Genomic DNA, 13,617 nt, shown 5'->3' on the forward strand with positions numbered 1-13,617 from the left:
CCGTCACCTCTCCGTCTCACCGGCGCGGACCGCCGCGCCGGGGTGCGCGCCGACCGGCGCGCCGGACCGGTAGCCGTAGCGGGCGGACAGCGGCCACGCCAGCGCCGCCACGGCGAGGCGCTGCCGGCCGGTGAGCGTGCGCCGCCACCCGTCGTCCGTGTCCCGGACGATCGTCGGACCGGTGCGGAACCGGTCCGGGTTGCCGGTCACCGTGTGGTTGCCGCGCAGCTCGACGGTCCGGTCCCGGACCGGGTTGCCGGCCGGGTCGACGCCGACCAGCCGCAGCAGGGTGCCGATGCTGCCGGCCGGGTCGGCGGCGAAGTCCTCGTAACGCAGGAACGCCGACCGCCCCGGGTGCCGGCGGTTGATCGCGGCCGAGGCCCGGTTGAACCCGTGCCAGTACGCGGTGCTGCGCGCCGCAGACATGGCGTAGACGTAGTCCTTCGGCTCCCGCCAGGAGTGCGCCACCGCGCGCGGGTCACGGACCAGGTGCAGCCAGTACGGCTCGACGCCGGGCACGTGCGGCAGCAACGCCGACTCGCCGGGGATCTTGGTGCTGTCCACGATCACCCGGGCGTCGGTGCGCGCGGCCACCTCCCGGTAGACCGCGCCGAGCAGCTCGGCGTGCGTGCGGGTGGCCGCGTCGTCCGCGCCCCGGCGCAGCACCCGCCAGGTGTGCCGGGTCCGCAGCCGGGCGCGCTGGCGCCGGATCACCTCGGCGGCGTGTGCGTCCGCGGACACGCCGGCCGGACGGCCGACCGGCAGCACCGCCGACCACAGCGGGCAGTCGGTCAGCGGCAGTCCGCAGCCGCACCTGTCGTTGACCCCGCGACCGGTGGCGTTCTTCCACAGGAAGTGCAGTTCGCCGACGTGCACCACGCCGGGTACCTCGCCGAGGACGTTGCCGATGATGGTGCTGCCGTTGCGACACCAGCCGGTGACGCTGAGCACGGTCACGGGTGCGCTCATGACGTCCGTACCTCCATCGGCACCCGGTCGGCGGCGGGGCGGCCGATGCGCAGCGCCATCGCGGCGGCGACCGCCGCGCCGGCCGCGCCGGCCACGAACACCGCCGGGTAGCCGAACCCGGCGGCGACCAGACCGGTCGCCGGCCCCCACACCGCCAGCCCAAGATCCCAGAACGAGGTGTACGCCCCGATCGCCGCGCCCTGCCGCGCCGGGTCGGTGCGGTTCATCACCATCAACGCCAGCGACGGGTGCAGCAGCGAGAACCCGACGCCCATCACCACGCTGCCGGCCACCGCGACCGGCAGGTTCGGGGCGACCGCGATGACCAGCAGCCCGACCGCCTCGCCCACCCCGCACCAGGTGGCCACCCGGCGGGGGCCGAGCCGGTCGGGCAGGTGACCGATGACGAGCCGGGTGCCGGCGTAGACGGCGCTGAAGCAGCTCAGCACCACCACCCCGTGGCCGATGCCCCGCTCGTCCAGGTGCAGCACCACGAACGCGGCCAGCCCGGCGTACCCGGCGGCGCCGAACGTCAGCGCCACGCCGGGCAGCAGTGCGGGGCGCAGCAGCAGTCCACCACCCCGGGCCGCCGGGGCGGCGCGGGGTGGCGTCGGCGCCACCGCGACGAGCGCGGCCCCGACGGCCGGGGCGGCGGCGCTGAGCGCCCACACCGCCGGGTATCCGGCCTGCTGCACGGTCGCGCCGAGGAACGTGCCGGCGGAGATGCCGCCCCACATGCTCACCCCGTACAGGCCGATGAGCTGGCCGCGCCGGTGGTGCGGGGCGAGCTGGACGATCCACACCGCGCCGGCGGTGAACAGCGCCGCCTCGCCCGCCCCGAGCAGCAGCCGCACCGCCACCAGCGCGGGCACGCTCAGCGGCGCCAGGTACAGCAGGCCACCGGCGGCCACCACGAGCGCGCCGGTCAGCATCACCGTGCGATGGCCGTACCGGTCGGCGAGCGCGCCGGCGACCGGCCGGACCAGCAGCGCGGTCACCGCGGTCACGGTGACCACGACGCCGACGGTGAGGTCACCGGCGTCGTGCCGCTCCCGCAGGAAGCCGGGCAGCACCGGGATGACGGCGGTCAACCCCAGGTAGCCGGCGAACAGCCCGCCGAGCAGCCCGACCAGCGCGAGCCGGGGCAGGCGCTTCGGCTCGGCGTCCGCGCCGCTCACGGCCGCGCCAGCGCGGGGTCGCGGGCGGCGGCCACCTTGCGGACCGCGCGGACCAGGTCGTCGCAGTCGTCCGGGGTGAGGTTCGACGACAGCGGCACGTCGACGGTCTCGGTGAGCAGCCGCGCGGTGCGCGGCAGGGTCGCGCGGATCCGCGCCGGGTCCGCCGTGTCGTCGTAGAGGAAGCGCCAGTTCCAGAACGCGCGGACGTTGAGGTCGTCGTCCGCGCCGATGTTGCGGGCGTCGATCCCCTCGGCCCGCAGCGCCCGCGTGAACCAGCCCGCGTCGCCGCCGGGCACGCGGAACACGAACGCCTCCCCGAGGTACGCCCCGGGCGCGACCGGTCGTCGCACGGCGATGCCGGGCAGGTCGGCCAGGGCCGCGGCGACGTGGGCGTAGTTGCGGTGGAACAACCCCAGCCGCTGCGGCAGCCGGGTCAGCTCGGCCCGCAGCAGAGCTGCCCGGATCTCGTCCATCCGCAGGCTGAGCAGCGGCAGGTCCAGGCCGCTCACGGACGGCTCGCCGTGCGTAAAGTGCCGGCGCAGCCGCCCCTCGTACGCCCCGGAGAGCGCGACCGCCCGGGCGAACAGGGTGCTGTCGTCGGTCAGCAGGAAGCCGCCCTCGCCGCAGTTGAGCGCCTTGTCGGACTGGGTGCTGAACGCGCCGGCCGCGCCGAACGTGCCGAGCTTGCGGCCGTTGAGTTCGGCCCCGAGCGCCGGCACGGTGTCCTCGATCAGCGGCACGCCCATCTCGGCGGCGAACGCGGCGAGCGCCTCGACGTCGGCGGCGAACCCCCGCATGTGCACCACCGCGATGGCGCGGATGTCCGGCCGCCACCGTCGGCGCAGGTCGTCGAGGTCCATCCGCAGGTCGTCGTCGACCTCGACCAGGAATGGTCGGCAGCCGGCCATCATAATGGCGCTCGGAGTGGCGACGAAAGTGAATCCGGGGCAGGCGACCAATGACCCCGCCGGCACGGCGGCGCCCATCAGGGCGAGAGCCAGCGCGGCCGTGCCGCTGGAAACGGCGAGAGCGTGCCGGGTGCCGAAATAACGGCACAGTTCGTCCTCGAAGCGACCGCATTCGGTTTCGTTCTGCGGCCGGTGGTCGTAGCGGAAGTAGAGATGACTACGGATGGCCCGAATTGCGGCCTCCTCGTCCTCGGGATGTACGAATACCGCGCCTTTGTCGTAGGTGGGCCACGGCGTGCGCCGGACCGGCCGACCGCCGTGCAGCGCGAGCTGTTCTTGCAGCTCAGCGCCGCATGAGACCGGCCTTGGCCGGCTCGGCGCGAGAGCGTCGTCGTTCCCCTTCACCGGCGGACTCCTCGGGCGAGCGGCGGCATGTCCTATTCGATCGATGGGTTTTTGCCGGTGCGCGCCGGGCGTGCTCGCCCGGCGGAATCTCGCATTACGGCGCGATCCCGTCGTCAAGTGGGAGAAGCCACCGGATCCGACATTGGCGTGAGGTGGATCCAGTGACCATCATGATTGCCTTTCGATCTCCGGCCGTCAACATGCGATCGGGAATTCGCGCAGGCGTCGCTCACAGTGACAGTGGACAATAGGGAATTGCCCCTCGTGGCGGGCGTCGGGCCCACCGCGGTCCACCCGCGAGGATGAACCGCCCGTGGTGGCCCGGCCGCGCCGCCGCACCTCGCCTACCCGGCCGGCGGAGTGGGACCTTCCACGCCGTTTCCACACCCCGCCTCCAATCTGTCGAGGTCGGCATCAGTCGGACGGAAGGAATGACTCATGCGCAGAATCCGTGCCTGGTCGATGGCGTTGGCGGTCGCGACCGCGACCGCTCTGCCCGGAGGTGCGGCCCAGGCCGCGCCGGAGGGCCCGGTGACCGTCTACGTGGACCCGACCGGGCCGGCCGCCCTCCACGGTGGTCAGCAGCGGGACGGAAGCGCCCCCGAACGGGCGGTGGGTTCGGTGGCCGCGGCCGAGTCGGTCCTGCGGGCCCGAGGTGCGCGCGACGCCCGGGTCCTGCTGCGGGGCGGCGTCCACCATCTCACCTCCCCGATCCGGTGGAGTTACGCCCCGCGCGGCGGCAGGGTGACCTTCTCGACCATCCCGGGCACCGGCGCGGTGGTGCTCGACGGATCGCGGATGCGGTCGGCGGCCGTGCCGACGTCGGCCACGGGGGACGACGTCGGCACGGCCGCAGCCGGCTACGGCATGACGCTGACGTCCGCCGACAGCGGCGTGGTGGTGGAGGGCTACACGTTCCAGTACTTCCGCAACGGGGGCATCCGGGTCGCCGGGAAGCCGGGGGACCGGGCCGGCGACATCGTCATCCGGGGAAACACGTTCCAATACCTGGGGGACCACTACAACGCCAACGGTACGGGCACGGGCTACGGCGGTGTCCACGTGACGAACTCGACCGGCACCCGGATCGAGGGAAACCGCTTCTACTACCTTGCCAACGACGACAGCCCGGCCGCCATTCACGGGGTCTACCTCGCCAACTACAGCAATTCGAGCACCATCGCCGGGAACCGGTTCGGCTACGTCACCGGCGATCCGATCCGGACCCGCCACAACAGCAAGTACAACGTCGCCGACGGGAACATGTTCTGGCGGGCCGGCGCGTACGCCATCATGAGCGACTGGCGCTTCGACAGCGAGGACTGCGGCGTGGGCAACGTGTTCAAGAACAACAAAGTGGGTGACACGTCCTACAACGGGGACGCGTGGAACGAGGATCCGCAGGGGGGCATCGACCCGGTCCGGGTCCGGTTGTGGGGCCACGACGACGCGAAGAACGCGAACCTCGGTGGCTGCGCGAGCGATCCGGTCACGTTCGGCGGCGGCAACGTCTACGTGAGCACGCGCCCCTGGTGAGATCTCCGCCCCCGCCGTGACCATTCGCCGCCGTCTATAGTCGGGGGGTCGGCGATCGTCGGGCGGGGGCGGAGCGTGATCTCGGGTTGCTGCGGGTCGACGTGCTCGGGCCGATCCGGGTGGAGCACGACGGCCGGCCCGTCCGGCTGGGTCCGCGACTCGTGGAACTGCTGGCGGTGCTGCTCGTGGAGGCCGGGTCCGCGGTGCCGGCGGACCGGATCGTCGAGTTGCTCTGGGGCGACCCGGCGCCGGAGGCGGCTCGCGCCACCCTCCGCAGTCACGTCTCGCACCTACGGCGGGCGCTCGCCCCGGCGACCGGCCCGCGACAGCCGCCGATCCTGGTCACCACCGGCCTCGGCGCCGGGTCGGCGTACCGGCTCGACCTGCCGCCGGACGCGGTCGACGCCGACCGGTTCCAGCGCCGCTGCGCCGAGGCGCGGCGGCTGCTGGCCGCCGACGAGTCCGACCTGATCGAACGGGCCGTCGCCCTGTTGACGGAGGCGTTGGCGCTGTGGCGCGGCCCGGCGTTCGCCGAGGTGGCCGACCGTCCCTTCACCCTGGTGCACGTCGCCCGGCTCGACTCCGCCCGACGTACGGCGCGACGCGGGCACGCCGAGGCCCTGTCGGCGCTCGGTCGGTGGGCCGAGGCGATCGACGGGTTGACCGGCCTGGTCGTCGACGACCCCTACGACGAGACGGCACGCCGCCTGCTCGCCCGGGCGCTCTACGCCGACAGCCGGGTCGACGAGGCTGCCGAGGTGTGCCGGGAGGGGCTGCGCCTGCTGCGGGAACGGGGCCTCGCGGCGCCGGAGCTGGCGGAGTTGCAGCGGGAGATCCTGCACCGCCGCCTGCCCGTCGGACCGGCGGTCGCCCACCAGCCGAAACTGGCCCGTCCGTCCTTGCTGCCGCCCGACCCGCCGCACTTCGTCGGCCGCGCCGACGAGCTGGCCACCGCCCGTCGCCTGCTCGACGGGTCCCGCCGGCAACCGGTGACGGTGCTGGTCTCGGGCCCGGCCGGGGTGGGGAAGACGTTCTTCGCGCTGCGCCTGGCGCACCTCGTCGCCGCCGGCTTTCCGGACGGTCAGCTCTACGTCGACCTGCGCGGCTTCGACCCCACCGGGCTGGCGATGGATCCGGGCGAGGCGGCGCGGGTCTTCCTGGATGCGCTCGCCGTACCGCCGTCGCGGATCCCGGCGACCGTCGAGGCGCAGACCGCGCTCTACCGGTCCCTGCTGGCCGACCGGCGGGTCCTGGTGGTGCTCGACAACATCGACGACGCCGGGCGAGCCCGTCCGCTGGTGCCGGGGGTGCCGGGCTGCGCCGTGATCGCGGTCAGCCGTAGCCAACTGCCCGGCCTGGTCGCCGTCGACGGAGCCCGTCCGGTCCGGCTCGAACTGCTCGACCGCGGGCAGGCGCGGCGGTTCCTGGCGCGCCGGTTGGGCGCCGAACGCCTGGCCGGTCAGGACGCGGCGGTGGACGAGATCATCTACTCGTGTGCCCGGCTTCCGCTGGCGTTGGCGGTCGCGGCGGCCCGGGCCGCCATCCACCCGGAGTTCCCGCTCGGATCGCTCGCCGCCGAGCTGCGCGCGGACCGGGGCGGACCGGATCTCGACGCCTTCGCCCACGGCGACACGGGCACGGACGTCCGGAGCGTGCTCTCCTGGTCGCGTCGGGGCCTCACCGAGGCGGCGGACCGACTGTTCCGGCTGCTGGGCCTGCCGGCCGGTCCGGACCTGCGCGCCGAGGCCCTGGCCAGTCTCGCCGGCCGGGACGTCGACGAGGTGCGGTCGCCGTTGCGTGAGCTGGCCACCGCGCACCTCGTCACCGAACACCTGCCCGGCCGGTACGCCTGCCACGACCTGCTCCGGGCCTACGCGGACGAACTGGGGCCGCCGGACGGCAGCGCCGGGCGGCGCGCCGCGTGGGGACGCCTCCTCGACCACTACCTGCACACCGCCCTCGGCGCCGACCGGCTGCTGTGGCCGAACCGCGACCCGTTGCCGGTGCCGCCGCCGGCGCCGGGCGTCACGGTGCTCGGCTTCGCCGACCGGCAGGCGGCGCTGGCCTGGTTCACCGCCGAGCACGCCGGGCTGCTGGCGGCGCTCGAGCAGGCCGTCGCCGACGGGCTCGACAGGCCGGCCTGGCGGCTGTCCTGGGCGATGGCCAACTTCCTGCCCCGGCGGGGCCACCGGCACGACTGGGAACGGGTCGGCCGCGCGGGGGTGACCGTCGCGCGTCGGTTGGGCGACCCGGCCACCGTGGCGGAGGCACACCGGCTGCACGGCAGCTCATGCGTCGAACTACGCCGGTTCGACGACGCGCGGGCGGACTACCGGCAAGCCCTCTCGCTCTATCACGACCTCGGCGACCGGGTGGGCCAGGCGTTCATCTACCGCTGCCTGGGCTGGCTGGCCGAGGAGCAGGGTGAGCTGGCCGAGGCGCTCCGGCACGACGAGCAGGCCCTGACCCTGTTCCGCCAGGCCGGCCACGACCGTGGCGAGAGCTACGCGCTGAACTCGGTCGCCTGGTGCCTCGCCCAGCTCGGCGACCACGAGCGGGCCGCCGCGTACGGCAGGCGGGCGCTGGACCGCCTCCAACGGGCTGGCGACCGGATGGGCGAGGCCAGCGTCTGGGACACCCTCGGACACGCCTACCGGAACGTGGACGCGCACCGGGCGGTGGACTGCTACCGGCAGGCCATCGCCCGCTACCGCGACCTGGGTGACCGGATGAACGAGGGATTCACCCTGCGTCGGCTCGGGGCCGCCCTGGCGGCCGCCGGAGAGGCCGAGGCCGCGCGGCAGACCTGGCGGGAGGCGTTGAACATCCTGCGCGCCAACGACCATCCGGACGCGGATCGGATCGCCGCGCTGCTGTGAGTGTTAAGCGGGGGCCCCGCCTCTGCCGGAGGCGTTAAGCGGGGGCCCCGCCTTGCTCCGGGACGGCGAGGGCGATGGTGAGGTCGAGGACCGTCGCGGGGTCGAGCAGGCGGTCGCCGAACAGCTCGCGGAGCTTGCCCATCCGGTAGCGGACGGTCTGCGGGTGCACGAACAGGTCCGCCGCCACGTCGTCGCGACGGCCCTGGTGCAGCAGCCACGACCGCAGCGTCTCGGCGAGCCGGTGCGCGGTGGCCGGAGGCAGCGCGGCAAGCGGCGCGAGGGCCTGGGTACGCAGGTCGGCGAGCGCCTCCGGGTCCATGCTGAGCAGCAACGTGGACAGGTGACGCTCGGTGTCGACCGGCCCGGCGTCCGGCGCGTCGAGGCCGAGCGCGAGGGCGCGGGTGGCCCGCTGGTAGGACGCGGCGACCCGGTGCCAGGGGCGGGCCGGGCCGAGCACCGCCCGGTGCCCGTGCAACAGCCGGACGAGCTGGCGACGCCGGCCGCCGTGTGCGTCCGGCACCAGCAGCACCGCCAGGTCCTCGGCCGGGCTCATCCCCGGCAGGTCCTCGCCGCTCTCCAGCGTCTGCGGGTTGAGCAGGGCGAGCACCGCGCGCAGGTGCCGGCGGGGCAGCAGGACGACGGTGAGCGTCTGCGGCGGCGGCCAGTCGGCCCGGTCGGCGCTGCGCCGCAGCGACTCCTCCGGCTCGCCGGCGAGCAGCTGCTGGGTGAGCCGCTCCAGGTCACGGCGGCGCACCCGGCCGGCGCTCGCCAGCTCGTCGGCGTGCCCGGCGACGCTCGCCGCGGACAACTCGTCGATGTACGCGAACATCAGCTCGGCGAACTCGGCCACCGTCTCGGCGGCCAGCCCGCTGCGTACCGTCGTGGTGGAGACCTCCCGCCAGGCCACCCGGGCGCCCACCCGGTACGCGGCCAGCAGCGCGTCCATGCTCCGCCCCGACCGGGCCTCGCCGCTGCCCAGCGCGTACGCTGCCTCCAGCGCCGGTGCCAGGGGAGTGCTCGGGTCGTACGCCTGGGTGCCCTCGAGGAGCTGGAGGAAGGTGCCGAGCGCGATGCGTACCGCTTTTTCGATCTTCTCCCGCATGGCGCCGGTGAGCGCGCCGGAATAGTCGGACACCTCGGCGGTGATCGCGCTCACCGTGCGCTCGGCGACCGTCGGCAGCCGATCGCGCAGCATGGCCGCCACGCCGGCGTCGAGATCGAGATGGGCGGCACGCTGCCCGGTCCCGGCCTCCTGCGACATGTTTGTACCCTCCGAACAAAAAACCGTGACCGTTTCACCTTTGCTGGTCAAGATGTTATGCGATTGCGCAGCCACGCTGGTCATATGACCACAACTGCGCCCCGCCGCTCCCAGAAGGTCTCCTTCCGGCACAGGTTGCTGCGGCTGGCCGGCACGGTCACCACCCCGCTGTTGCCCGACGACTACCTCGACCTGATCGCCCCGCTGCGCGCGGGCGCGCCGCTGCGCGGCCGGGTCGTCGCCGTCCGCCCGGAGACCCGGGACGCGGCCACCGTGGTGATCCAGCCGGGTCGTGGCTGGCGGGGCCACCTGCCGGGGCAGTACGTGCGCCTCGGCGTGGACGTCGACGGGGTGCGCCAGTGGCGCGCGTACTCGGTCACCTCGATGCCCGGCGCGCCGGACGGCCGCATCGCCGTGACCGTGAAGGCGATCCCGGACGGGAAGGTCAGCAACCACCTGGTCCGCCGGATCCGGCCCGGCACGATCGTCCAGCTCGACCAGGCGCAGGGCGACTTCGTGCTGCCCACGGTCACCCCGGAGCGGGTCCTGTTCCTCACCGCCGGCAGCGGCATCACCCCGGTCATGGGGATGCTGCGGGCCGGGCTCACCGAACGGGCCGACGTGGTGCTCGTGCACTCGGCGCCGACCCGCGACGACGTCATCTTCGGCGCGGAACTGCGCGCGCTCGCCGGGCGCGGCGCGCTCCGCCTGGTGGAGCGGCACACCGAGACCGCCGGCCTGCTCGACGTGGCCGAGCTGGACGAGCTGGTGCCCGACCACGCCCGGCGGCACACCTGGGCCTGCGGGCCGCTGGGCCTGCTGGACGCGGCCGAGGCGCACTGGGCGGCCCGGGGCGCCGCCGATCTGCTGCACACCGAGCGGTTCCGTCCCACGGTGATAACGCCTGGCGACGGCGGCACGGTGACCTTCACCGGGGCCGGGGTGACCGTCCAGGCCGACGGCGCCAGCACCCTGCTCGACGCGGGGGAGAACGCGGGGGTGCTCATGCCCTCGGGCTGTCGGATGGGGATCTGTTTCGGCTGTGTCGTGCCGCTGCGCCAGGGCGCGGTGCGTGACCTGCGCAACGGCGACGTCACCACGGCAGTGCCGGGCGACGGCGTACGGATCCAGACCTGCGTGTCGGCCGCCGCCGGTACCTGCGACATCGATCTCTGACAGGAGCCACCGACGTGACCGTGATCCAGAAGAAGGCCGACAACCCGATCGCCCACCTGAGCGCCGAGGACATCGAGATCATCGGCAAGGAACTGGACGCGATCCGGGACCGGGTCATCGCCGACCGGGGCGAGCGGGACGCCCGCTACATCCGCAAGGTGATCAAGACCCAGCGGACGCTGGAGATGAGCAGCCGCGCAGTGCTGCTCTTCTCGCTGTTCCCGCCGGCCTGGATCGTCGGCACGGCCGGCCTCACGGTCGCCAAGATCCTCGACAACATGGAGATCGGGCACAACATCCTGCACGGCCAGTGGGACTGGATGCGCGATCCGAAGATCCACTCCACCACCTGGGAGTGGGACCACGTCTCCCCGGCCGCCCAGTGGAAGCAGTCGCACAACGAGCTGCACCACCGCTTCACCAACGTGGTCGGCAAGGACAACGACCTCGGGTACGGCATCATGCGCGTCGACGAGGACCAGCCGTGGCACCCGATGCATCTGGGCCAGCCGGTGTGGAACCTGCTCAACGCCGCCTTCTTCGAGTACGGCATCGCCGCGTACGACCTGGAGCTGGGCGAGCACCTCAAGCAGAAGCGGCTCAAGGACCCGACGTTCCGGGCCAAGGCGAAGGCGGTCGGCCGCAAGATCCGCCGCCAGGTGCTCAAGGACTACGTGATCCACCCGCTGCTGTCCGGCCCGTCGTTCCTGTCCACGCTCGCCGCCACGTTCACCGCCAACCTGATCCGCAACGTGTGGAGCCACTCGGTGATCATGTGCGGGCACTTCCCGAGCGGCGTGGAGACGTTCGAGAAGACCTCCATCGAGGGCGAGACGCGCGGCGAGTGGTACCTGCGGCAGATGCTCGGCTCCGCCAACATCAGCGGCCCCCGCCTGCTGCACATCATGACCGGGAACCTGTCCTTCCAGATCGAGCACCACCTCTTCCCCGACCTGCCGAGCAACCGCTACCAGGAGATCGCCCCGCAGGTGCGGGCGCTGTTCGACAGGTACGGGCTGCGCTACACCACCGGCCCGCTGCCCAAGCAGGTCGCCTCCGCCTGGTGGAAGGTCATCCGCCTGTCGCTGCCCAACCGGCGCGACCGCCGGCAGCCGGTCGCCCCGGGTCCGCTGGTCCCCTCCGGCGCCGCCTGACCGGCACGTGCACGGCGGGTGAACTTCCGCCCGCGGCCACCTGCACGTTCGGTGTCTTCCCAGCTCAGGCCGCATTCCGTGATCGCCGGGGCGGTCCCGCGTCCCCGTACACTCGCGCCGGTCGGGCCGGCGAGGGTGAAGGGGTGTGGTGGCCGATGCAGCGCGACACCGTGACGCGGCGGGTGGTGATGCTCGTCGACAACGCGGTCGAGGGCGACTCGCGGGTGCAGAAGGCCGCCCGGTCCGCCGCCGCCGCCGGCTGGGACGTCACGCTGCTCGGCTGCGCCCACGTCGACGCCGAGCGCCGCTGGCGGCTCGGCGACGCCGAGGTACGGGTGCTGCCGTTGGACGCGCCAGCCGGGGTACGAGTGCTGCCACCGGACGCGCCCGCCGAGGTGCGGGTGCTGCCACCGGACGCGCCCGCCGGGATGCGGGTGCTGCCGCCGGACGCGCCCGCCGGGATGCGGGTGCTGCCGCCGGACGCGCCCGCCGGCCGGCACGACGCGGGCGCGGCGAGCGCCGGTCGAGTCGGTGCGACCGTCCTGCGTGGTGGCGCGCGCGGCCTGCGGCGGCGGCTGGTGGCGCGCGGTGGGCTGGCGTTGCGGGCCGCCCGGCTGGCCCGACGACCGGTCGAGCACGCGCAGGTCCGCTACTGGCAGGCCCGGCTCGGCGACCGGGCCTGGCGCCGGCTGGAGCCCGGCCTCTGGGCGTACGAGCGGCTCGCCGGCCCGGTCATCGACGAGCTGCGCCCCGACCTGATCCACGCCCACGACTTCCGGATGCTCGGCGTGGCCGCCCGCGCGGTGGACCGGGCCCGCGCCCAGGGGCGGGTCGTGAAACTGGTCTGGGACGCCCACGAGTGGCTGCCCGGCGCCCGGCCCCGCCGCGACGACGCCCGCTGGCTGCCCGCCCACCTGGGCTACGTCCGGGAGTACGTCGGCCACGCCGACGCGGTCGTGACCGTCTCCGACACGCTCGCCGACCTACTGATCCGCGACCACGACCTGCCCGAACGCCCGACCGTCGTGCTCAACGCCCCGGTCGCCGAGCCGGCACACGTCACCGCCGCCGAACCCGCAGCCGGTGGGCCCGCACCCGACCTGCGGAACCGCTGCGGCCTGACCGCCGACACGCCGCTGCTCGTCTACAGCGGGGCGATGGCCGTGCAGCGTGGCGTGGACACCGTCGTCGCGGCGCTGACCCGGCTGCCCGGCGTACACCTGGCCCTGGTCGTCGCCGACCCCGCCGCCGGATACGTTCGCCAGGTCGTCGCCCGCGCCACCCGGCACGGCGTCGTCGACCGGGTGCACGTGCTGCCGTACGTGCCGCACCGGCAGCTCGTCGCGTTCCTCGCCGGGGCCGACGTCGGCCTCATCCCGCTGCACCACTGGCCCAACCACGAGATCGCGCTGATCACCAAGTTCTTCGAGTACGCGCACGCGCGGCTGCCGATCGTGGTCAGCGACGTCCGCACCATGGCCGACACGGTCCGGGCCACCGGCCAGGGCGAGGTGTTCCGCGCCCGGGACGTGGTCGACCTCGCCCGAGCGATCCGGGCGGTGCTCGCCGACCCGGCCCGCTACCGCGCCGCCTACGAAGGACCGGACTCCCCATTGCCCACCTGGACGTGGGAGTCCCAGGCCGAGCGCCTGAACGCCCTCTACCACCGCCTGCTCACCCCGACTCCCGCTCCGACCCCGACCCCCTGATCGCTCGCCCCGCCGCACTGCTCCCACCTGCCAACAATTCCTCCCACATCCCGGGAGTAGGACAGATCTGACCGTTAAACAGACCCAGCTTGCACCCGTTTGGCCGTCTTGATGCCCGCGGTGCTCGGGAGACGTCGGTAGGCCGGGCGCCAGTTCGGTGATGTGGCGGTATCCGACCACCGGCGATGCCCCCACTTCACCGAACTGGTGTTGATCATGGCCAAACGATCACCGCCCGCGTTTCCTCGCACGAGACCCGGCCGGAGAGCAGGCCACCGTGCGGCCGGTTGCCCGTTTTCACGCCTGCGCGGCGTCCCGACGAGACCAGGTGACTTGGAAGGAAAGTGCCCCTCCAGGGGCCCTCTCCTTCCAAGATCTCGCCCGGAACATCGATCACGCAGTCGTGACGCCGGCCGTCGACCCTTGACCATGAAGTTGGCGG

General features: G+C 73.7%; 9 protein-coding genes. 5 read left to right on the forward strand and 4 right to left on the reverse strand.

What is annotated here, in order from left to right:
- Window positions 1-3: 3 nt before the first annotated feature.
- From O7613_RS07850 to O7613_RS07860, 3 genes are read right to left on the reverse strand one after another with little or no spacing between them, the layout of a single operon-like run.
- Window positions 4-969 (reverse strand): sulfotransferase domain-containing protein, encoded by a 966-nt coding sequence (locus tag O7613_RS07850; protein WP_281583419.1) that lies wholly within the window; start codon window positions 967-969, stop codon window positions 4-6.
- Window positions 966-2,147 carry an MFS transporter gene (locus O7613_RS07855; protein ID WP_281583418.1) on the reverse strand — a complete coding sequence of 394 codons (1,182 nt, stop codon included), beginning with the start codon at window positions 2,145-2,147 and terminating at the stop codon, window positions 966-968. Before O7613_RS07855 ends, O7613_RS07850 begins: the two co-directional genes overlap by 4 nt.
- Window positions 2,144-3,460 (reverse strand): aminotransferase class I/II-fold pyridoxal phosphate-dependent enzyme, encoded by a 1,317-nt coding sequence (locus O7613_RS07860; RefSeq protein ID WP_281583417.1) that lies wholly within the window; start codon window positions 3,458-3,460, stop codon window positions 2,144-2,146. Before O7613_RS07860 ends, O7613_RS07855 begins: the two co-directional genes overlap by 4 nt.
- A 438-nt stretch (window positions 3,461-3,898) precedes the next feature.
- Between O7613_RS07860 and O7613_RS07865 the strand changes: the two genes are divergently transcribed.
- Window positions 3,899-4,996 (forward strand): right-handed parallel beta-helix repeat-containing protein, encoded by a 1,098-nt coding sequence (locus tag O7613_RS07865; RefSeq protein ID WP_281583416.1) that lies wholly within the window; start codon window positions 3,899-3,901, stop codon window positions 4,994-4,996.
- Window positions 4,997-5,082: 86 nt separating this feature from the next.
- Window positions 5,083-7,875 carry a BTAD domain-containing putative transcriptional regulator gene (locus tag O7613_RS07870; protein WP_282293002.1) on the forward strand — a complete coding sequence of 931 codons (2,793 nt, stop codon included), beginning with the start codon at window positions 5,083-5,085 and terminating at the stop codon, window positions 7,873-7,875.
- 34 nt (window positions 7,876-7,909) lie between these two features.
- On the opposite strand, the gene O7613_RS07875 is transcribed toward O7613_RS07870, so the two are convergent.
- Window positions 7,910-9,136, reverse strand: a complete 1,227-nt coding sequence (locus O7613_RS07875) for a helix-turn-helix domain-containing protein (protein ID WP_282293003.1) — start codon at window positions 9,134-9,136, stop codon at window positions 7,910-7,912.
- Window positions 9,137-9,220: 84 nt separating this feature from the next.
- Between O7613_RS07875 and O7613_RS07880 the strand changes: the two genes are divergently transcribed.
- The 3 genes from O7613_RS07880 (at window position 9,221) to O7613_RS07890 (ending at window position 13,175) form a co-directional block, all read left to right on the forward strand.
- A complete protein-coding gene (locus tag O7613_RS07880; protein WP_282293004.1) occupies window positions 9,221-10,312 on the forward strand; it encodes a ferredoxin reductase in 1,092 nt (363 codons plus the stop codon).
- A gap of 14 nt (window positions 10,313-10,326) precedes the next feature.
- Window positions 10,327-11,466, forward strand: a complete 1,140-nt coding sequence (locus O7613_RS07885; RefSeq protein WP_282293005.1) for an acyl-CoA desaturase — start codon at window positions 10,327-10,329, stop codon at window positions 11,464-11,466.
- Between the two features lie 155 nt (window positions 11,467-11,621).
- Entirely contained in the window at window positions 11,622-13,175 is a 1,554-nt protein-coding gene (locus O7613_RS07890; protein ID WP_282293006.1) for a glycosyltransferase, read from the forward strand.
- The last annotated feature ends 442 nt before the right edge of the window (window positions 13,176-13,617 follow it).

It is taken from the genome of Micromonospora sp. WMMD975 (assembly GCF_029581215.1).
Lineage (GTDB): Bacteria > Actinomycetota > Actinomycetes > Mycobacteriales > Micromonosporaceae > Micromonospora.